This window comes from Mesorhizobium sp. BH1-1-5, from assembly GCF_020165615.1.
Classification (GTDB): domain Bacteria; phylum Pseudomonadota; class Alphaproteobacteria; order Rhizobiales; family Rhizobiaceae; genus Mesorhizobium.
The window spans coordinates 49,996-69,877 of sequence record NZ_JAIUIM010000018.1; the positions used below are offsets into that span (position 1 = coordinate 49,996).

The 19,882-nt window shown below is 63.3% G+C and carries 18 protein-coding genes, 1 tRNA gene and 1 pseudogene; 11 read left to right on the forward strand and 9 right to left on the reverse strand.

Annotated elements, in window-relative coordinates:
* Positions 1-57: 57 nt before the first annotated feature.
* Both LB572_RS22840 and LB572_RS22845 read left to right on the forward strand, forming a co-directional pair.
* A pseudogene (locus LB572_RS22840) lies at positions 58-950 on the forward strand (transposase); the annotation flags it as partial.
* Between the two features lie 666 nt (positions 951-1,616).
* The gene (locus LB572_RS22845) at positions 1,617-2,477 is read left to right on the forward strand and encodes a dienelactone hydrolase family protein (protein WP_224669308.1); all 861 of its coding nucleotides are present in this window, start codon (positions 1,617-1,619) and stop codon (positions 2,475-2,477) included.
* Between the two features lie 57 nt (positions 2,478-2,534).
* On the opposite strand, the gene LB572_RS22850 is transcribed toward LB572_RS22845, so the two are convergent.
* Positions 2,535-3,020: a hypothetical protein gene (locus LB572_RS22850; protein WP_224669309.1), complete on the reverse strand. Its 486-nt coding sequence runs from the start codon at positions 3,018-3,020 to the stop codon at positions 2,535-2,537.
* Between the two features lie 199 nt (positions 3,021-3,219).
* Here LB572_RS22850 and LB572_RS22855 point away from each other — a divergent pair, with 199 nt between their 5' ends.
* Positions 3,220-3,666, forward strand: a complete 447-nt coding sequence (locus LB572_RS22855) for a MucR family transcriptional regulator (RefSeq protein WP_224669310.1) — start codon at positions 3,220-3,222, stop codon at positions 3,664-3,666.
* A 176-nt stretch (positions 3,667-3,842) separates the two neighbouring features.
* Here LB572_RS22855 and LB572_RS22860 read toward each other — a convergent pair whose 3' ends face one another.
* Positions 3,843-4,061: a helix-turn-helix domain-containing protein gene (locus LB572_RS22860; protein ID WP_202379517.1), complete on the reverse strand. Its 219-nt coding sequence runs from the start codon at positions 4,059-4,061 to the stop codon at positions 3,843-3,845.
* Between the two features lie 94 nt (positions 4,062-4,155).
* Here LB572_RS22860 and LB572_RS22865 point away from each other — a divergent pair, with 94 nt between their 5' ends.
* Positions 4,156-4,755 (forward strand): hypothetical protein, encoded by a 600-nt coding sequence (locus LB572_RS22865; protein WP_224669311.1) that lies wholly within the window; start codon positions 4,156-4,158, stop codon positions 4,753-4,755.
* Positions 4,756-4,977: 222 nt separating this feature from the next.
* Here the strand turns inward: LB572_RS22865 and LB572_RS22870 are convergent.
* Both LB572_RS22870 and LB572_RS22875 read right to left on the reverse strand, forming a co-directional pair.
* Positions 4,978-5,054, reverse strand: a tRNA-Arg gene (locus LB572_RS22870).
* A 189-nt stretch (positions 5,055-5,243) separates the two neighbouring features.
* Positions 5,244-6,737, reverse strand: coding sequence for an ATP-binding protein (locus LB572_RS22875; RefSeq protein WP_224669312.1), 1,494 nt, complete (start codon positions 6,735-6,737; stop codon positions 5,244-5,246).
* A gap of 257 nt (positions 6,738-6,994) precedes the next feature.
* On the opposite strand from LB572_RS22875, the gene rpmH reads away from it, so the two are divergent.
* From rpmH to yidC, 3 genes are read left to right on the forward strand one after another with little or no spacing between them, the layout of a single operon-like run.
* Entirely contained in the window at positions 6,995-7,129 is a 135-nt protein-coding gene (gene rpmH / locus LB572_RS22880; RefSeq protein WP_008833937.1) for a 50S ribosomal protein L34, read from the forward strand.
* 16 nt (positions 7,130-7,145) lie between these two features.
* The gene (rnpA, locus tag LB572_RS22885) at positions 7,146-7,499 is read left to right on the forward strand and encodes a ribonuclease P protein component (RefSeq protein WP_140801503.1); all 354 of its coding nucleotides are present in this window, start codon (positions 7,146-7,148) and stop codon (positions 7,497-7,499) included.
* 14 nt (positions 7,500-7,513) lie between these two features.
* Positions 7,514-9,346, forward strand: coding sequence for a membrane protein insertase YidC (gene yidC / locus LB572_RS22890; protein WP_140801504.1), 1,833 nt, complete (start codon positions 7,514-7,516; stop codon positions 9,344-9,346).
* A gap of 593 nt (positions 9,347-9,939) precedes the next feature.
* On the opposite strand, the gene LB572_RS22895 is transcribed toward yidC, so the two are convergent.
* From LB572_RS22895 to LB572_RS22905, 3 genes are read right to left on the reverse strand one after another with little or no spacing between them, the layout of a single operon-like run.
* Complete coding sequence (locus LB572_RS22895; RefSeq protein ID WP_140801505.1) at positions 9,940-11,484, reverse strand: DHA2 family efflux MFS transporter permease subunit; 1,545 nt, start codon at positions 11,482-11,484, stop codon at positions 9,940-9,942.
* A complete protein-coding gene (locus LB572_RS22900; protein WP_140801506.1) occupies positions 11,481-12,758 on the reverse strand; it encodes an HlyD family secretion protein in 1,278 nt (425 codons plus the stop codon). Before LB572_RS22900 ends, LB572_RS22895 begins: the two co-directional genes overlap by 4 nt.
* Positions 12,751-13,215, reverse strand: coding sequence for a MarR family winged helix-turn-helix transcriptional regulator (locus LB572_RS22905; protein WP_224669313.1), 465 nt, complete (start codon positions 13,213-13,215; stop codon positions 12,751-12,753). Before LB572_RS22905 ends, LB572_RS22900 begins: the two co-directional genes overlap by 8 nt.
* Before the next feature lie 166 nt (positions 13,216-13,381).
* Here LB572_RS22905 and LB572_RS22910 point away from each other — a divergent pair, with 166 nt between their 5' ends.
* The 3 genes from LB572_RS22910 (at position 13,382) to yihA (ending at position 15,112) form a co-directional block, all read left to right on the forward strand.
* Positions 13,382-13,696, forward strand: coding sequence for a hypothetical protein (locus LB572_RS22910; protein ID WP_224669314.1), 315 nt, complete (start codon positions 13,382-13,384; stop codon positions 13,694-13,696).
* Between the two features lie 94 nt (positions 13,697-13,790).
* A complete protein-coding gene (locus LB572_RS22915) occupies positions 13,791-14,429 on the forward strand; it encodes a CatB-related O-acetyltransferase (RefSeq protein ID WP_224669315.1) in 639 nt (212 codons plus the stop codon).
* A 14-nt stretch (positions 14,430-14,443) separates the two neighbouring features.
* A complete protein-coding gene (yihA, locus tag LB572_RS22920) occupies positions 14,444-15,112 on the forward strand; it encodes a ribosome biogenesis GTP-binding protein YihA/YsxC (protein WP_224669316.1) in 669 nt (222 codons plus the stop codon).
* 31 nt (positions 15,113-15,143) lie between these two features.
* Here yihA and LB572_RS22925 read toward each other — a convergent pair whose 3' ends face one another.
* Complete coding sequence (locus LB572_RS22925; RefSeq protein ID WP_224669317.1) at positions 15,144-17,594, reverse strand: DNA translocase FtsK; 2,451 nt, start codon at positions 17,592-17,594, stop codon at positions 15,144-15,146.
* A 219-nt stretch (positions 17,595-17,813) separates the two neighbouring features.
* Positions 17,814-18,512 (reverse strand): TetR/AcrR family transcriptional regulator, encoded by a 699-nt coding sequence (locus LB572_RS22930; protein ID WP_224669318.1) that lies wholly within the window; start codon positions 18,510-18,512, stop codon positions 17,814-17,816.
* A gap of 133 nt (positions 18,513-18,645) precedes the next feature.
* Here LB572_RS22930 and LB572_RS22935 point away from each other — a divergent pair, with 133 nt between their 5' ends.
* Positions 18,646-19,836 (forward strand): HlyD family secretion protein, encoded by a 1,191-nt coding sequence (locus tag LB572_RS22935; RefSeq protein ID WP_224669319.1) that lies wholly within the window; start codon positions 18,646-18,648, stop codon positions 19,834-19,836.
* Positions 19,837-19,882: the final 46 nt, after the last annotated feature.

The window sequence follows — 19,882 nt, forward strand, 5'->3', positions numbered from 1 at the left end:
CAAACGCCCGCAGTCGCTTCCCACCAAAGATCATTCTTCGCGCCTGCCTGGCCGATGCTCGCTCCTGCGCTTCACCCTGAGGTTTTGAACGCGACCTTCCGGCGACCTGCCTGGAGACACAGCATGTGCGTGGAATGTCGGCGCAGCTCAGCGATGCTGCCGACGCGTTCGGCATCGCCCACATGATGTGCACCTTTTGGTTCCGCGAGGCGTATATCCAGACGCGGGACTGTTGTCGGGTGCGGCTTTTTCTGATCCACCGGCGCAACCTGAAGCGCAAATTGCTCGATCTCGAGAACGCCATCCGGCACTTGCTGAGAGCGTTCGGCATCAGGCTGGGCGGCACCTCGCGCGGCGCCTGCGATCAGGCAGTGCGCGATGCGGTTGCAGCCAACGCGCAGTCGGCCGAGTTGAAGTAGGCCATCCTTCGGCACGCGCGGCGCTGGGGGACAGCATTGCAAGATGCACGACCTTGTCGTGAAGATCGTCGCGAATAGCGAATTGTGCCGGCGCTTCATGGCGGATCCTGGTGTCGGCCCGGTGACGGCGCTCTCGTTCATGACGGCGATCAACCATGTCACGCGCTTTCGCCGCTCGGGTGATGTTGCCGCCTACTTCGGACTGACGGCGCGACGCTTGCAGTCCGGCAGCTCGATAGAAGTCCGCGGACGCATCTCAAAAGCCGGCGGCTGGCGACGTACGGCGCGCATTGAAACGAGGCGGCGTCGGCGCTGATGACACGCTTCGGGGCAGAGACAAGGTCGAGACGTGGGACGAACAGATCGCCAAGCGCCCCTGCCTGTGTCGCGGTGGCGCGCAAACTGGCGGTGATCATGCACGCCATGTGGAGCGACGGAACGTTCTATGTCGGCGATTCCGAGGGAAACCTCAGCGATGCTGCCCGGCGCGCTCATATCAAGGATCGCAGGCTTTTGGGAGAGCATCGATGAACGGTGCAACGGAAGTTGGAACGCACGGCGACGGCACGCTGGCGGGCGCCATCTGACACAAGGAATCCACTCTAGCGGATGAGGACCGATGCAGACCAGGAACGGCAGAACGCACGTTATCTTGCCTGCGGCCGCGCCGATCGCGAGACGGCCGGACCGCGCCGGATTGCCCGTGATGATGCTCCGTCAGTCCGATGGAAAAGTGCGCCACGACGGTTCCCACGCTGCAAATAAGCAGCGCTGCTACGTCGTCGCAGAGCGCGAAGGACTGCACGGCGCATCGGGAGTCGACGCCACAATACGGAATCGCGGCATAGAGCATGGAATCGTGTATTATCGTAGCGTATAGGATTAACGACGATAGTAAGTAAGTCTCGCGAAATACGACCGTTGAAGATGGCAAGATAAAAGGCACACATTGCGCGCTCGGCCGGTTGTTTGTTTTCAAGTATTTACGTGCTGATTTCGCAATGTGTCGCACTTCCTTGCACATTGCAGACAATGCCCTACCTCTTGTTTCCAGTCGGCTTTTTGTAATGTGCAGCCTGGGATGACGGGCTCCGGGCTTGCAGGCGGCGTATTTTGATAAGGCTACGAGAACACCTCAATGTGAGGAGAGTTGCGGAAGGCTTTGAACGAGTATGGCGTTGCTCAGAGGAGCAGCGAATGGCCCATTGCGCGCGACTGTTTCGATTCAGCGGGAATCGCATTTGGCTAGCCTTGTTGGCAGGCCTCTGGGCCGGTCATTCGAACGCCGACGAGGTGGTGCACCTTGATAGCGCGGCGGTGAAGCCGACACCGTTTCAGGTCCGTGTTGCGCAGCAAAGCGGACAAAAGCTCAAGTCTGTTCCAGGCACACTGTTGAACGGGTATCTGACGCGGCCGCTGGGCGAGGGACCGTTCCCGGCGATAGTCCTTCTCCACGGATGCGCAGGCGTGCTCCACAATGACAGGGACGTTTGGCCCGAACGGCTATCGTCTTGGGGCTACGTCGTACTCGTTGTCGACAGCTTTAGCACGCGCGGCGTTCACGACACCTGCAATGGGCTTCTCGCCGATCGCGTCTATGACGCCTATGGCGCTCTGGACTTCCTGTCGAAGTCCAGCTTCGTCGACTCTTCCTGTATCGCCTTGATGGGCTTCTCCGCTGGAGGGATCACAACGCTAGAGGCCGAGCAACTCGGCGGCGCCGAGCGGCTGATGGATCGCAAGTTCAAGGCGGCGATTGCCTACTATCCGATTTGTTCAACCGCGAATGGCGACATGGCGGTCCCAACCTTGATCCTTGTGGGTGAACTCGACGACTGGAGCCTTGCCAAAAAATGTCGTGACATGATGGCCAAGCGCAGCGGCAAGGGAAGTCCGGTAAGCCTCGAAGTCTACCAAGGCGCCCGGCACGCATTTGACGCCCCAGAGTTCAAGGCCCCGGTCGAAGCCTATGGCCATCGGGTCGAGTATGATGCGGCAGCGGCAGAAAAATCTTTCAGCGACGTCCGGGCATTTCTAAAGCAGGCTTTCGGCGGCTAGACCTCTCCCGGCATTCTTTCCAGCTCTGGACGCACCGTAGCGTAACAATATCGCCTATCAGGTAGTCAGTCTGGTGGCACCCATGCCCCAGCTTCGCACCGGCCATCTGCCCTCTGCGTCCTTTTCCTCCAACGTGAAATAGAACTCCTTGAGGCGATGTGCCTCAAAGCGTGGGAGCATGTCCGAAAATTGCTCTCTGGTGACGTCGAGGGAGAGGCTCAGCGATGGCAGCTCAACGGTCTCAAAAAGAGCACCCGCATCGGGGTGTTCCGTCTTCATAGGAGTGGGGGCCATGATCATGACGATTCCAGGCCATCTGAATGCTGTGTTCGGCATGATGAGCGAGGCTGCCAGTATGACATAGGTGAACTCAACCGATCGGCGCGGCGGGCCAGGCTGCACGACCTGGCCAAAATTGACGTTGGCTGAGCCGACGATCTCTCCTCGCCATTGTCCGGCAACAAGAGCCGGTAGCTGAAGGCGGTTGGTCTTTCTGCGGGCTGTCATTTCGTCGGCTTCCTTCCAGAAGGCTGGGCGATACATATCCGCTTCCTCAAGCCCGATCGGGCGTCAGACCTTTGAGACGAAGCGGCGCGCCTAGCGCAGACTATTGGACCACTAATCAACTCTGGCATCTTTCGCGCCAACATCGTGGCAGATGCCGAAACCACTCGGTGGCAGTTACCAACAATTGCTCATATAACGTTGCGCGGGGCGGCAGATCTCATACAGGAGCGAATAGTTGAACGAACAACCCGAAGCCCAGTCGGTCGATCTGGTCGAACTGACTGCCGAAATTGTGTCTGCCTATGTCAGCAAGAATCCGTTGCCGGTCGCAGGGCTACCTGACCTCATCGCTTCAATTCACTTGTCCTTGACAGATGTCGGTCAGCCATCTGCACCTGAAGCGCCGAGGCTGGAGCCGGCCGTCAATCCGAAGCGCTCAGTGTTTCCTGACTACATCATCTGCCTTGAGGACGGGAAGAAGTTCAAATCGTTGAAGCGCCATCTCGGTGTGCATTACGGGCTGACGCCAGACGAGTACCGGGCGAAGTGGGGGCTGAAGTCTGATTATCCCATGGTGGCGCCGAACTACGCGGCCCAACGATCGGCCCTCGCGAAGTCCAGCGGGCTTGGCCGCAAGCCCGTCGCCACGCCTGCGAAGAAATCAGCACGTCGGAAAGCTTGATTTTCATCCAGCCGGTAGCGGGTAGTTTGGCTGATAGGCAAGCTATGGAGTTCCAGGGATCACGAACGTAGCGCCAGCGTTGACCATGAGGCGCGTAGTGGCCGCTCGCTCGCTACAGCGCCATTTAGTTGGCGCGCTCGCGAGCGGCTTGCGCCCAGGTCTCCCTATTAAACGGACTACGGATAGTCGCTCGGCTTGACCAATTCCAAGTGACTTACTCCTAGCGCCTGAGCAAGCTCATAAAGAGTGATCACAGTGGGGTTCCGCCGACCGCGTTCGAGGCTGCTCAGATACTGCTGACTGAATCCCGAGCGTGCTTCTACGTCCTCCTGCGTTAGGCCTTTCTCCCGCCGAATACGCGCGAAGTTTTTTCCAACCAACTGACGCATGTCCATGCGTCGGACAATCGAGGTTTACACACTTTAAGTTTATCAACTATAATATGTATTCGGGGAGCGGGAGACTTGCCCCACGGAAGGAGACCATGCTGTGGCAGCGAAAAGGCCGACTGTTCTCGCCGCAAGCCGCAACGATACGGAATTGCAACCGGCCGCAACAGGCGATCCCGCCCTTCTGCTGGTTAGCGATTGGCAAATAGCTCGGTACATCTCCCTGCTGCTGTGCCGTGTGCAGCAGCGATTGGAGAGCCAAATCATGGTCAATCCCGGAATTCAGGGATTGACCGCAGATTCCCCGAGGCAAGTTCAGGGCCAGACAGCGCTCAACCTCGGTGGTCCGTGGGACTATGCAGTTGCGCGGGAGGCCGAGGTCTTTGCGATGACCGAAGCTCTCAAGCTTCAGGATTCGCTCCCCGAAGTCGCGGCGACGTCGCTCATCGGCGTCATCGCCAAGTTAGAGATGATCGTCGGCGCTGATCGGGATATCGGTGACCCTACCGATTTCCCGTGGCCGCACATCGCTTCCGTACTGGATGACTTGAAAGCGATCGCGGGAAGCTTGCCGGTTGGTAACCGAAGCCGAGAAAGAACGCGGAGCGATGTTGCCAAGCATTGGGAGTCTGCGGTTAAGCTGGTCGCGGCACTGAAAAAGGAAAACGCGGAGCAGCGTGGCCAGTTCAGAAGGCACTGAAGCTGGCAAAGCGATTCGGACGCCTGCCCCAGCGTTTCGTTAGCGCTCATCGCTATGCGGGCTGGGAAAAGCTGGCCACCTCGCATTCGCTACGGTGCGCCGAGGCACGAAGCAATATCCATTATTCCAAAACCGGCTGAAAAACCGGCTGAATTTCGAAAATCAAGCCGGTATCGCGTCGGCAGAAACGTCGAAAAATGCAGCAATTTCAATCGGATGTAATGGCGCGCCCGAAGAGATTCGAACTCCTGACCCCCAGATTCGTAGTCTGGTGCTCTATCCAGCTGAGCTACGGGCGCGCAACAGGCCGTGTGTGACACAAGCCCCGCGATCCGGTCGAGACGGCCGGCCGCGATGTGGAGTGTTCCCTAACGACTGAATTTGCGAAAAGCAAGCCGATCCCGGCAAAAGTTTTGTCGCAGGTGTTTTTGCCGGCACTGATCGAGCTGCGTCGCTGCCGATCGGCGGCTCAGCCGGGGGTGACAGCCTCAAGCCGGGCGGCGCAGGCCGTTGCGCGCCTGGTCGAGCCGCACCGGCTGGTCGGGAATGGTGACGGCGAAGACGGTGCGGCCGCCGATCGATTCGACGAGCTCGACCGTGCCGCCATGGGCGCGGATCAATTCATGCGCGATCGCCAGGCCAAGGCCGGTGCCGCCGCTGCGCGCCGAGCCGCGGAAGGCGGCGAACAGGTTCTCGCGCGCCTTGGGCGGCAGACCTGGGCCGGTGTCGCTGACGGTGATGCGGCTGACGCTGCCGTGACGCTCGGCCGCGACCGCCAGCCGGCGCACCACCGCGCTTTCGGTGTCGGCGGCCATCGCCTGCACGGAGTTGCGGCAGAGATTGGTGAGGACCCGGAACAGCTGGTCGGAATCGGCGTCGACCTCGAAGGCGAGCTCGACGCCATTGATGAACTCGATGCCCTCCTCGATGTCGAGCAGGCCGTGCACGTCGTCGACCAGCTGGCGCAGCCTCAGCCGCCGGCGCGACGGCGCCGGTTCCTGCGTGCGGCCATAGTGAAGCACGCCTTCGGAATAGGAGACGGCGCGGTCGAGGGCGCGCAGAAGCTTCGGCGCGAAGGACTGCACGGTCGGGTCCTTCACCTGGCGCAGGCGATCCGACATCAGCTGGGCGGATGCCAGGATGTTGCGCATGTCGTGGTTGATCTTGGAGACGGCCAGGCCGAGGTCGGCGAGATGCTTCTGTTCCGACAGCATCTTCTGCAGCCGGTCCTGCATCTGCGACAGCTCGCGCTCGGCCACCCCGATCTCGTCGGCGCGGTCGCCGGGGCGGATGACGCGGCCGGGATCGTCGGGCGCCTCGGAGAAGGCCAGGATCGAGCGCGTCATGGTGCGGATCGGCCCGATCATGATCAGGTCGATCGCCGCATAGACCAGCATGGCGGTGAAGAGCGAAATCAGCAGCGAGACGACGGCGACGTTGCGCGAGTATCTCAGCATGGCGTCGCGCAAGCGGTAATCCGGCATGATCAGCTCGAATTCCTTGTCGCTGTCGCCGACCGGGCCGAAGACGCGCAGCATGCGCTTGCCGCCGAAGAACAGCGTGTCGAGCGCGCCGGTCATGCCGTTGACCAGGCCGACATCGGCGATGTCGATATGCACGTCGACCTGCGGCGGCATGTCGGAAACGACGAGCAGCCGCGAGACGCCGCCGTCGCGCACGGCGATCGCCTTGGCGCCGATCGCCATCAGCACGTCGTTCTGGGCGTTGTGCGACAGCGCGTTGGGCTCGCCCTGCAAGAGCACGATCGATACGGCGGCGGCGGTGCTCAACCGCTCCTTCAGCCAATTGACCCGGTAGCTGGCGATCCAGGGCAGGAAAATCAGGACTTCGGCCAGGAGCACGAAGGCGATGGTGAGCAGGAGGAGCTTGGTCGACAGGCCGCGCGACAGCGGCACCCGGCGCGTCGAATTCGCCGCCGCCGGCCTTGCCTTCCCGTTCGTGGACAGAGTTTCACCCGTCATTGACGCGCATTTCACAAAGGCTTGATCGGCCAAGGTTATGCGATTTGCGGCTTTTTTGCCAATTTCAACCTTGGTCCAGCAAAAAATGCCCTTGGAAGCACCCTGGATTGACTTCCAAAAACCTTCTTTCTATAAGCCCGCTCACGCTCGGGCCATTTGTCCCGGCGCGGTTTCGATCGCGCCTAAGCCGGCCCGGCAAAGCTCCTGTTACAGAGTGACAGAATCAAGAAGGGCCGCACCCCGCGGTATTAAAACAAATGAAGCGTACCTACCAACCGTCCAAGCTCGTCCGTAAGCGCCGGCATGGGTTCCGTGCCCGCATGGCCACCAAGGGTGGCCGAGGCGTCGTTGCCGCCCGCCGCAATCGCGGCCGCAAGCGGCTCAGCGCCTGAGCGGAAGACGAGATCGTTGCCCGCAACCGGCAAGCCAAAGGGACAGGTTCCCGGACGGCTTCTGAAACGCGCGGATTTCCTGGCTGTGCGCGGCGGCGAGAAACGCCGCGGACGGCTTTTTCTCGTTGAAGTTCTCGACCGCGGCGATGCGTCCGCGCCGCGCGTCGGCTACACAGTCACCAAGAAGGTCGGCAACGCCGTGGTGCGCAACCGCGTCCGGCGGCGGCTGCGGGAAGCCGTGCGCGTACATGCCGCCGATGACATGGCGCCCGGCAATGACTATGTCATCGTCGGGCGTGAAGACGTGCTTGCCATACCGTTCGGCCAGTTGAAGGCCGAGCTTTCCCGCCGGCTGCGCGGAACACGATAGGCCAAGGGCTTTCGATGGAAAACAACCGCAATTTCTTCATCACCATCGCGCTGTCGGTGCTGATCCTGACGCTCTGGCAGGTGTTCTATATGAACCCGAAGATGGAGCAGCAGCGCGAGCAGACCCGCATCGAGCAGCAACGCGTCGAGGCGCAGAAGAAGGAAGCGGGCGGTGCCGCCACTTCGGGCGCGTCCGGGACGCAGGCTCCGGCGCCCGGCGCCATCCCCAACGCGCCCGGCGGCGATACCGTGACGGCGGCCAGCCGCGATCAGGCGATCGCCGCGACCAAGCGCGTCAAGATCGACACGCCCAGCCTCGAGGGCTCGATCAACCTGACCGGCGCGCGCCTCGACGACCTGAAGCTCAAGCACTACACCGAGACGGTCGACAAGAATTCGCCCGAGATCGAGCTGCTCAATCCCTCCTCGCTGCCCAACGGCTATTTCGCCGAGATCGGCTTCGTCGGCAACGACACGACCGGCGCCGTTCCGGGCGCGGACACGGTGTGGAGCGTCGACGGCAATCCGACGCTGACGCCGTCGACGCCGGTGACGCTGACCTTCACCAACGACAAGGGCCTGACGTTCAAGCGCACCATCTCGATCGACAACGAATACATGTTCACCGTTTCCGACACGGTGCAGAATTCCGGAACGGCCGCCGTCTCGCTTTACAATTACGGGCGCGTCACTCGTTTCGACAAGCCGGCCGTCGCCAGCACCTATGTGCTGCATGAGGGCCTGATCGGCGTGACCGGCAGCGAAGGGCTGCAGGAGTACAAATACGCCAAGATCGAGAAGGACAAGGAATACACGCCCAGCAAGTCGACCAATGGCTGGCTCGGCATCACCGACAAGTACTGGGCTGTGACGCTCATCCCGACCGAGAAGCAGCCCTTCCAGCCGAAATTCTCCTATTTCGAGTTCAAGGACGGACCGCACAGCCACAGCTACCAGTCCGACTATCTGTCCGACGCGATCAGCGTCGCGCCGGGACAGTCGACGACGGTCGAGTCCGAGATCTTCGCCGGCGCCAAGGAAGTCTCGACCATCAACGCCTATGCCAAGGACCGCCAGATCCGCCAGTTCGACCTTCTGATCGACTGGGGCTGGTTCTATTTCATCACCAAGCCGATGTTCTGGCTGATCGACACGCTCTACAAATTCTTCGGTAATTTCGGCCTGGCGATCCTCGCCACCACCGTCGTCGTCAAGGCCATCTTCTTCCCCTTGGCCAACAAGTCCTATGCCTCGATGGCGAATATGAAGAAGGTGCAGCCGAAGATGGTCGAGATCCGCGAGAAATACGCGGATGACAAGATGAAGCAGCAGCAGGCGATGATGGAGCTCTACAAGACGGAGAAGATCAATCCGCTGGCCGGCTGCTGGCCGGTGGCGCTGCAGATCCCGGTCTTCTTCTCGCTCTACAAGGTGCTCTACATCACCATCGAGATGCGGCACGCGCCGTTCTTCGGCTGGATCCACGACCTTGCGGCGCCCGATCCGACGTCGGTCTTCAACCTGTTCGGCCTGCTGCCGTTCGCGGCGCCCGCCTTCCTGCCGCATATGGGCGCCTGGGCGGTGGTGATGGGCATCACCATGTTCCTGCAGATGCGCATGAACCCGGCGCCGCCGGACCCGACGCAGGCGGCGATCTTCACCTGGATGCCGGTGATCTTCACCTTCATGATGGGCTCGTTCCCGGCCGGCCTCGTCATCTACTGGGCCTGGAACAACACGCTGTCGATCCTGCAGCAGGGCGTGATCATGAAGCGCCAGGGCGCCAAGATCGAATTGTGGGACAATCTGGCGGCGCTATTCCGCAAGAAACCATCGCCGGCGGAATAGCCGGCACCCCGACCCCCACACCAAAACCCCGGCCAACGGCCGGGGTTTTTCGTTGGAAATGCCGACGGGACAGCGCCACCTTCGCGATTGGCCGTGTCTCTCTTCCCGGTCGTCATTCCGGGGCGGAGCAAGGAGCGAAGCGACGCGCGCAGACCCTGGAATCCATGCCGTTACGCTAAGGCATTGCAACGGTTACAGAATTCTGCGCTGCTACACTCTGCGGCAAAGGTCACGGAATGGATCCTCGGGTCAAGCCCGAGCATGACGACGTCACAGGGGGTTCGGCCGATCTCCAACGTCGGTGCCATTCGGACAAGGCGATCGCGTGTGGCTTTCGGAGTTCAGATAACCGGCATGCCTTGATCGGCGGCGTTGCGTTGGCCTTCACCGATAAACCCATACGTGATTGCCCTCGATGTGCCGGGGCGAGAATGATTTTCGCAAATTTATCAGAAGCCGTGAAACTCCGCGCCGGCTCGCTTCGTATGATCCCAGTCCTCCCCAAAGGGCCGGATCGCTTCCGGCGCAACGACGCCGGTGTTTGGGAGGCTGTCCGGCAGGCCGGGATCCCGCGGCGGCGGGATCCCGGTCCTTCATTCCATGACGGCGCTGTGATCGATCTTGGCCGGCGTGCCCGGCTTGCGCAGCAGAAGCACCAGCGGGATGGCGGCCAGGGACAGGATCATCATCAGCTTGAAGTCGTCGACATAGCTGATGATCGTCGCCTGCAGCGTGACCAGGCCGTCGAGCGCGGCACGGCCGGCGGCGGTGTAGGGGCTCAGCGCCTGCGAGATCGCCGGATCGCTGAAGGCCGGATTGTAGGGCGTCACATAGGTGGCGATGTTGGCGTGGTTGATCTGCTGGTTCTGCGTCAAGAGCGCCGTGACCACCGAGATGCCGACGCTGGAGCCGATATTGCGCGACAGATTGTAGAGGCCGGTGCCTTCCGCGCGCCGTTCCGGCGCCAGCGTGGCGAAGGTGATGGTGGTGAGCGGCACGAACAGGAAGCCCAAGCCGGCGCCCTGGATGAAGCCGGTGCTGATGATCGTCCATTGCGAGACGTCCGGCGTCCAGCCGGTCATGTCGTACATCGCCCAGGCGGTGATCGCAAGGCCGATGAACAGCAACCAGCGCGTGTCGACCTTGCCGACCAGCCGGCCGACGATGAACATGCAGGCCATTGTGCCGAGGCCGCGCGGCCCCATGACGATGCCGGCGGTCACCACCGGATAGCCCATCAGCGTCTGCAGGTAAGGCGTCATCAGCGCCAGCGAGGCGAGATAGGTGATGCCGATGATGAAGATGAACACCATGCCGACGGCGAAGTTGCGGTCGAGGAACAGCCGCGGGTTCACGAAGGTGTCGCGCGCGGTGAAGGTGTGGACGATGAAGATGTAGAAGGCCGAGGCGCAGACCAGGGCCTCGACGATGATCTCGGCTGAGGAGAACCAGTTGAGCTGCTCGCCGCGGTCGAGGAACATCTGCAGCGAGGCGATGGCGATCGAGAGCATGCCGAAGCCCAGCCAGTCGAGCCTGGCCTTGAGGTCGAGCTTGGTTTCCTGGACGAACATCGAGACGCCCATAAAGGCCAGCGCGCCGATCGGCACGTTGATGTAGAAGACCCAGCGCCAGGAGACGTTCTCGGTCAGCCAGCCGCCGATGACCGGCCCCAGCACCGGGCCGACCATGACCGAGACGCCGAACAGCGCCATGGCCGAGCCGCGCTCCTCGACGCTGTAGATGTCGAGCAGGATCGACTGCGACAGCGGCACGAGCGCCGCGCCGAACAGGCCCTGCAGCAGGCGGAAGCCGACGATCTGCGGCAGCGACTGCGCGAAGCCGCACAGCACCGAGGCGACGACGAAGCCGGTGATCGCCACCAGAAGGATGCGCTTGCGGCCGAAGCGGTTGGCCAGATAGCCGGATGGCGGCGTCATCACGGCCGCGGCGACGATATAGGAGGTAAGCACCCAGTTGATCTGGTCGGCGCTGGCCGAGACGCTGCCCTGGATATAAGGCAGCGCCACATTGGCGATGGTGGTGTCCAGCGCCTGCATGATGACCGCCAGGATCACGCAAGCGGTAATGGCGCCGCGATTGGCGACCGCGGGCGCGCCTGTCGCGGAAGCGGTGGTCATGACTTTTGTCCGAACCGCTTGAAGAGGTCGGTGACGAAGTCGGGCAGGCCGCGGGCATGGCCGGTGTCGATGCCGACCACCGCGCTCATGCCGCCGCGCAGCGGCGGCTTGCCGTCCGGATCGTCGATCGTCACCCGCATCGGGATACGCTGCACGACCTTGACCCAGTTGCCGCTGGTGTTCTGCGCCGGCAGCAGCGAGAAGCTCGACGAGGAAGCCGGGCTGATCGAGCCGACCGTGCCGTGCCAGACCTCGCCCGGATAGCCGTCGATGCTGATCGTCGCCTCCTGGCCCGGGCGCACATAGGTCAGCTCGGTTTCCTTGGGCTCGGCGGCGATCCAGATGTCGGTCGACGATACCAGGCTGAAGGCCGGCTGCGAGGCCGGCAGGTACTTGCCGACCTGCAGCGCGTCGACATTGGTGACGACGCCGTCGAACGGCGCCTTGACGATGGAATCGTTGAGGTTGCGCTGGGCGTCGTCCACCGCGGACTGGGCCTGGAGATAGAACGGGTTCTGCTCGACCGGCTGGCTGGCGTCGCCGCCGAGCTGGGCAAGCATCGCCTGCGCCTGCGCCTTGGCGACGGTCACCTTCTGGCGGGCGGCGACGAGGTCGTGCTGGGCGCTGTCGAAGGTCGCCTTGGAAGCGGTCGAGGTCTTGAGCAGGTCCTGCTGACGCTGGAAGGCCGACTCGTAATAGGGGATGTCCGCTTGCGCCTGGTCGATCGACGCCAGCGACTGCTGGTAGCTTGCCTGCAGCGTCAGCACCTGGTTGCGCACGGTGCCGAGCTGCGCCTTGGCGCCGGCGAGCGCGGTTTCGAAGGAGGCGGGCCGCAGACGGAAGAGCACATCGCCCTTCTTCACCGCCTGGTTGTCATGCACGTCGATCTCCTGCACGGTGCCGGAGACGTCGGTCGAAACGCCGAGCGACTGCGCCTGGATATAGGCGTTGTCGGTGGTCATGACCTGGCCGCCGACGACATAGTAGTAGCCGCCGGCCACCAGCGCGACGGGCAGCAGCGCGAACAGGATCGGCCGCGTCCGGCTGCGGCGCGGCTTTACGGGAGCGGGCGGAGCCACCGTGACGGCAGCCGGCTTCGGCTGTGCCGAGGGAGCCTCGGCTGCCGGCTCCGGGGCAATGGGGGTTTCCAGCTCGTCGTCTTCGACGACAGGCGGATTGCCGCGCCTCTGCTCGCGCTGGCTGTCCAGGTGAATGACCTGGTCGCTTGCTCTTTCCTCGTCGGCGGGCTTTCTGGGTGAGTTTCCTTCAGACATTGACTTTCTCCCGGTCGACGGCCGGCTGGGCGCAGGCCTCGAGCAGATTGGATTTGATCAGGCAAAGGGTTTGCAGCAGTTGCCGCTGCGCGTCCGCGGACAGGCCGGTGAAGGCCTCCTCGCGCGTCTTCTGGCCGTTGCTGCGCATCACTTCGACGAGCGGATGGGCCTTCGGGGTCAGATAGAGAAGCCATGCCCGGCGGTCGGCCGGATCGGGCCGGCGTTCGATGAAGCCGCCCGCCTGCATCTTGTCGAGCAGCCTTGCCAGCGTGATCGGCATGATCTCGATGAGGTCGGCCAGCTTGTTCTGGTGGATGCCCTCATGCACCGAAAGATAGGCCAGCACCTGCCATTGCGCGCGGGTCAGGCCAGCGGCGCGCGAGCGCTGTTCGAAACGCTTCCTGAGCAGGCGCGCGACATCGTGCAGCACGAAGCTGATATTGGGCGAGGTGGACATGGGAGGTCTTCGGAATCGGCGAACAAGCCTTCGTGAGCATGCTTATTATCATCATGCACATAATCCTGCTGGACGCGGAGCGCAAGACCGACTAAGGCGCTTGGTAAAAATATCGCATAGGCCAGAACCCGGCCGGACCGGCGCGGGTTACGGCAAGGACAAGACGATGAACCGGCTCAAGATCACCATGCTGGCGCTGCTCATGGGATACGCCTTTCCGGCTGCCGCGAAGGACGCGGTGAGCTGCGGCGGAGCTGCGATGCTGGGCGGCGCGCAGCTCAACTGCAGCCACGTGCAACCCAAGGCGCCGCCGCAGTTCTGCACCTTCAGCTGGGCGCTGCACACGACGACCGGCGACCAGAAAATCGTCGAGGGCAGCTTCTCGCTGCCGCCCGGCGCCTCGAACGTCCAGGTGTATCAAGGCAGCGGCTTCGACAGCGCCCTTTCCAATCCCATCGTGATCTGCCGCGGCAACCATTGAACGGTTGGCGCTGGAGAACGGATCACGTTAGTTTGATAGCGCGCGGGTGGCGCCAGCCGCGCCGGAACATGCCTGCTACCATGGAGGGACCGCGATGACCGGACCCAACCCCGACATCAAGCATCCGATCGCAATGCATCCGCGCGTCGGCTTCCTGAAGGGGCTGGTGACGTCGCCCAACATCGAGATCGGCGACTTCACCTATTACGACGATCCCGACGGTCCCGACAAATTCGCCGAGAAATGCGTGCTGCATCACTACGACTTCATCGGCGACCGGCTGGTGATCGGCAAGTTCTGCGCCATCGCGGAAGGCGCGCGCTTCATCATGAACGGCGCCAATCACGCCATGTCCGGCTTCTCGACCTATCCGTTCAACATCTTCGGCCATGGCTGGGAGGAAGGCTTCGACCCTGAGACATGGTCGAAGGAGATACGCGGCGACACTCTTATCGGCAATGACGTGTGGATCGGCATGGATGCGGTGATCATGCCGGGCGTGACGGTGGGCGACGGCGCCATCGTGGCGGCGAAATCGGTTGTCACGCACGACGTGCCGTCTTATGCGATCGTCGCCGGCAATCCGGCCAAGGTGGTGAAGATGCGCTTCGACGAATTCACGGTGCGGCGGCTACTCAAGGCGGCCTGGTGGGACTGGCCGGTCGACAAGATCGGCCGCAACCTCAATGCCATTCGCGGCGCCGACATTTCCAGGCTGGAGGCAGCGGTTTGAACGCGCCCGAAAAAATGACAGGCGACAAGAGCACGAACGAAACGGCGATCAGCCCGGAGCTGTTCACCCGCGGCTGGGTCTTCATCCGCGGCGTGCCGTCGATGAAGTTCCTGCCGCCGGAAGGACCGCCGGAGATCGCCTTCGCCGGCCGCTCCAATGTCGGCAAGTCGTCGCTGATCAACGCGCTGGTCGGGCACAAGGGCCTGGCGCGAACGTCGAACACGCCGGGCCGCACGCAGGAGCTCAACTATTTCGTGCCAGACGGCTTTTCCGGCGAAGGCACCGACCTGCCGCCGATGGCGCTGGTCGACATGCCGGGCTACGGCTATGCGAGCGCGCCGAAGGACAAGGTCGATGAGTGGACCAAGCTCATCTACGAATATCTGCAGGGCCGCGTGACGCTGAAGCGCGTCTATGTGCTGATCGACGCGCGCCACGGCATCAAGGCCAAGGACGAGGAAGTGCTGACCCTGCTCGACAAGGCTGCGGTGTCCTACCAGGTGGTGCTGACCAAGACGGACAAGATCAAGGCCGCCGGCGTGCCGAGGCTGATCGAGGAGACGCTGGCCAAGATCAAGAAGCGGCCGGCGGCGTTTCCGGTGGTGCTCGCCACCTCGTCTGAAAAAGCCGCGGGGCTGGATGAGCTGCGCGCGGCGATCGCCCTGGTGGCGAACGGCGGCTGACGCCGCTCGCCAGAGGCCGATCCTCCAGGGATCAATCCGTCTCGTCGCGTTCGGGCTCACGATCGCGCCGGCCGGTCAGGATCTCGCGCTTGCCGACATGGTTGGGGGCGCCGACAAGGCCTTCCTTTTCCATGCGTTCGACCAGCGAGGCGGCGCGGTTGTAGCCGACGCCGAGGCGGCGCTGGATGTAGGAGGTCGAGCATTTCTTGTCGCGCTTGACCACTTTGATGGCCTCTTCATAGAGGGCATCGCCATCCTCCTCGGCGATCGCGCTTTTGTCGAAGACCGGGCCGGTGTCGGCCGCTTCCTCGGCCTCTTCCTCGTCGGCGGTGACGGTGTCGAGATATTCGGGACGTCCCTGCGCTTTCAGATGCGCCACGACCTGCTCGACCTCCAGGTCGGAGACAAACGGGCCGTGCACGCGCGAAATGCGCCCGCCGCCGGCCATATGCAGCATGTCGCCCTGGCCGAGCAGCTGCTCGGCACCCTGCTCGCCAAGGATGGTGCGGCTGTCGATCTTGGACGTCACCTGGAAGGAGATGCGGGTCGGGAAATTGGCCTTGATCGTGCCGGTGATGACGTCGACGGACGGGCGCTGCGTGGCCATGATCAAGTGGATGCCGGCGGCGCGCGCCATCTGCGCCAGGCGCTGGATGGCGCCTTCGATCTCCTTGCCGGCGACCATCATCAGGTCGGCCATCTCGTCGACGATGATGACGATATAGGGCATGGGCGCGAGATCGATCGAGCGTTCCTCGAACAGCGGTTCGCCCGTGCCCCTCTCGAAGCCCGTCTGCACCTGCATGGTCACGACCTCGCCCTTGTCACGGGCGCTTGCGGCGCGCTGGTTGTAGCCGTCGATGTTGCGCACGCCGAGGCGCGCCATTTTGCGGTAGCGGTCCTCCATCTCGCGCACCGCCCATTTCAGCGCCGTCACCGCCTTCTTGGGATCGGTGACGACCGGCGTCAGGAGATGTGGGATGCCGTCATAGACGGAGAGCTCCAGCATCTTGGGATCGACCATGATGAGGCGGCATTCCTCCGGCTTCATCCGGTAGAGCAGCGACAGGATCATGGTGTTGATGGCGACCGACTTGCCCGAGCCGGTGGTGCCCGCCACCAGCAGATGCGGCATCTTGGCGAGCTCGGCGATGACTGGTTCGCCGCCGATCGTCTTGCCGAGGCCGAGCGCCAGCTTGCAGGAGGTGTTGCGAAAACCGGCCGAGCCGATCAGCTCGCGGAAATAGACCGTCTCGCGCGTCTCGTTGGGCAGCTCGATGCCGATGACATTGCGGCCCGGCACCACCGCGACGCGGGCCGAGATGGCCGACATCGAGCGGGCGATGTCGTCGGCCAATCCGATGACGCGGCTCGATTTCACGCCCGGCGCCGGCTCGAACTCGTAGAGCGTGACGACCGGACCGGGGCGGACATGGATGATCTCGCCCTTGACGCCGAAATCCTCCAGCACGCTTTCGAGCAGGTCGGCGTTCTGCTCCATCCGCTCCTGCGACATGTAGAAGCCCTGGCCTTCCGGCGGCATCTGCAGAAGATCCTCGGAGGGAAGCGCGTAGCCGGCCATCGCGGATAGCGGCATGACCTCTCCGGCCATGGGCAGCGAAGGCGCCTGCCTGGCCGTCCGCACACTCGACGGAGCGGAAGCCGGCATGGGCTCGACAGGTGCAGGCTGGACGGCTGCCGCGGCCGGCGCCGAGGCGAAGCCGGCGTCCGCCACGTTGGAGCGCCATTCGATGACCCGGTAAAACGACGTCGCCTCGCTCATGAAGGCGGCGCGGGTCTGGTTCGGCTCGGCTGCCGGACGATGCGCCGGCGTCGGCTTGACGGGGGGCTGCGCCGGAACGGCGGGCGCCTGACCGGCTTCGTTCAAACGTGCCCGCGCCAGGCGCTCGGCGAGGAAGGGCATGCCGAATTCGAAGAAGGCATGGTCGGAAAGATAGGACCAGCGCAATCCCGTCATGCGCGGCCTGGGCGCCGCGGCGGCAGCGGCCTGGGGCGACGCGGCCGGAGGAACGGGGATCGCGGCTGGGGTGACCGTGGAAGGCGCGCGGGCCGGTTTGGCTTGCATCGGCGCCGCGGCAGGAGCGGCTGTGACGGCGGGACTTTTCCGGACCGGAGCGGCCGGCGCCGGCCGGACAGATTCGCGGATGGGCGCCTTGTTCTGCGCGGCATCTTCCTGCGGGGCGGTTCGCTTGGCGAGGTCGGTGTCCGGCGTGCGGGTAAAGCGCACATTGGGCGCGAGGAAGAAATAATTCTGCCATGTCGGGCGGTTGAACTCGCCGTCATCGGCCGAGTCGGACGATGCGGCGTGAGCCGCGTCCGATTCGCCCGCCGGCGCCGCGCGCAAGGCGACCACCTGCCCCGCTTGCGGCCCTCGGCCAGCGCTCCCGACATCCTCGGCGCGGTCATCGTCTTCGCCGTTGTAGGCGGAAGCGCCGGAAAGGTTGGCACGGGAAAAGCGCATGGATGTCATTCTCGAGACTCGCCGATTGAACGTCTCCCGAGACATAGGAAGCGATGGTTAACAGGTCCTTCCGAAAGTGCCTGCCGGACGATGGCGATCGATATTTTAAGAGGGTCGGCGGACGACCTCGACGCCGTTGCGTTCAGCCGTCATGTCCGCGCCCTCGAAGGCGCGCCACGGCCCTTCGGTCTCGCTTCGGATCCACACGCCTGATGGCGGTCAGGCGGATTGCAGCGCCCGTTCCTCGGCGAGGAATTTTTCCGTCGCGTAGGCCTTGAGGAACACATCGACGCCGGACGTCACGATATGCTCGATCTCCGCCAGGCTCGGCGCCTTGGTGCGGTAGGAAAAGATGCACTGGCGGAACAGGCCGGCGAGACAGAGTTCGGTGAACTGATAGGCGGCAAGGTCGACATCGTCGATCTTGAGCAGGCCGCGTTCGACGGCTTCGGCGAGGAAGGCCATGACCTTGTCGTGGCCGCGCTTCGGACCGCGCTCGTAAAAACGCGCGCCGAGCTCGGGTATCCTGTCGGACGCGCCGACCACGGTGCGCTGGGCCTGGATGACCTTGGCCGAGGTGATCTTGGCGGAGAGCCCCATGCCGAACTTCACCAGCGTGTTGCGCAGGTCGCCGAAATGGTCGAGCACCTCATACATGTTCTTGAAGATGGTGCCGCGCTCTTCCTCGATGAGAGCCTCGAACAGCTCTTCCTTGTTCTCGAAATAGACGTAGATCGTGCCCTTGGAGACGCCGGCCTCGCGCGTTATGTCGTTCATCGAGGCGGCCTCGAAGCCCTTGTCTATGAAGACGCGTCGGGCGCCTTCGATGATCTGGGCGCGCTTGACCGGGTCCTGTCCGGCCGCCGGACGTCCCTTGCGTAAGTCGAGCAGATCGCTATCGGCTGTCGTTTCGACCATGGAAGTCATTCCTTAGAAAATATTTCGAACCGCTCGGTTCGATTTCCTCTTGATATGGTCCTCTTTCCGCGCTATGTCAATCACCAATTCGAACCGAACGGTTCAGTATGAATGACATTCCAGAGAGATACTCATGTCCTCCAACGCGCCCGCCACCGCCGAAGTCCGCACGTTTCCCAACGCCAAGGTCCAACCGTCGACCGAAGCGCCGGAAGTTCCTGTCCAGCCCGCCGCTCCCGTCGCGGCTCCGGCCGAAGCGCCTGCCAAGAAGAAGCGTTCGGTGCGCTCTTTCCTTTTGCCGATCATCGGCCTCGCCCTGCTCGGCGCCGGCTCCTGGTATGGGTATGACTATTGGACCGACGGCCGGTTCATGATCTCCACCGACGACGCCTATGTCCAGGCCGATATGTCGTTCGTGTCGCCGAAAATATCCGGTTATATCGACAAGGTGCTGGTGAGCGAGAACCAGCAGGTCAAGGCCGGCGACCCGCTGTTCGTCATCGACAATGGCGACTACAAGATCGCGGTCGCCCAGGCCGAGGCGCAGATCGCCACATTGAGCAAGACGCTCGACCGCATCGATGCCCAGACCAAGGCAGCCGAGGCTTCGCTGCAGCAGGCCCAGGCCTCGAAGGTCGCGGACCAGGCCGCCGCCGACAATGCGGCGCGCGCCCAGGACCGCGCCGCGCAGCTGCTCAAGACCCATGTCGGCACGCAGGCGCAGCTCGACGACGCCCAGACCGCGCTCGACCAGGCCAAGGCGGCGCTTGTCGGCGCCGATGCCCAGATCGCCGCGGCGCAGGCCAATATCGGCGTGCTGGAAGCCCAGCGCGCGGAATCGGCTTCGACGCTGGCCTCGCTGCAGCTCACCCGCGACAAGGCCCAGCGCGACCTGTCCTTCACCGTGCTGAAGGCGCCCTATGACGGCGTCGTCGGCAACCGCTCGGTCGAGCAGGGCGACCTCGTCAGCCCTGGACAGAAGCTCGCCGTCGTCGTGCCGATGGACAAGCTCTACATCGTCGGCAACTTCAAGGAGACGCAGCTCGGCCACATGGTGCCTGGCGAGAAGGTCCGCATCACCGTGGACGCGATCGACGGCCGGGCCTTCCAAGGCACGGTCTCCTCGTTGGCGCCGGCTTCCGGCGCGGTGTTCTCGCTGCTGCCGCCGGAAAACGCCACCGGCAACTTCACCAAGGTGGTGCAGCGCGTGCCGGTGCGCATCGACGTGCCGGCCGACGTCTTGAAGACCGGCAAGCTGCGCGCGGGCTTGAGCGTCGTCGTCGCGGTCGACAGCCGCACCGCGCCGGCCTCGACGACCAACTAGGCTATCGGGGGGCGGTTCGGTGGCCATTCGAGCGCCGGGCCGCCCA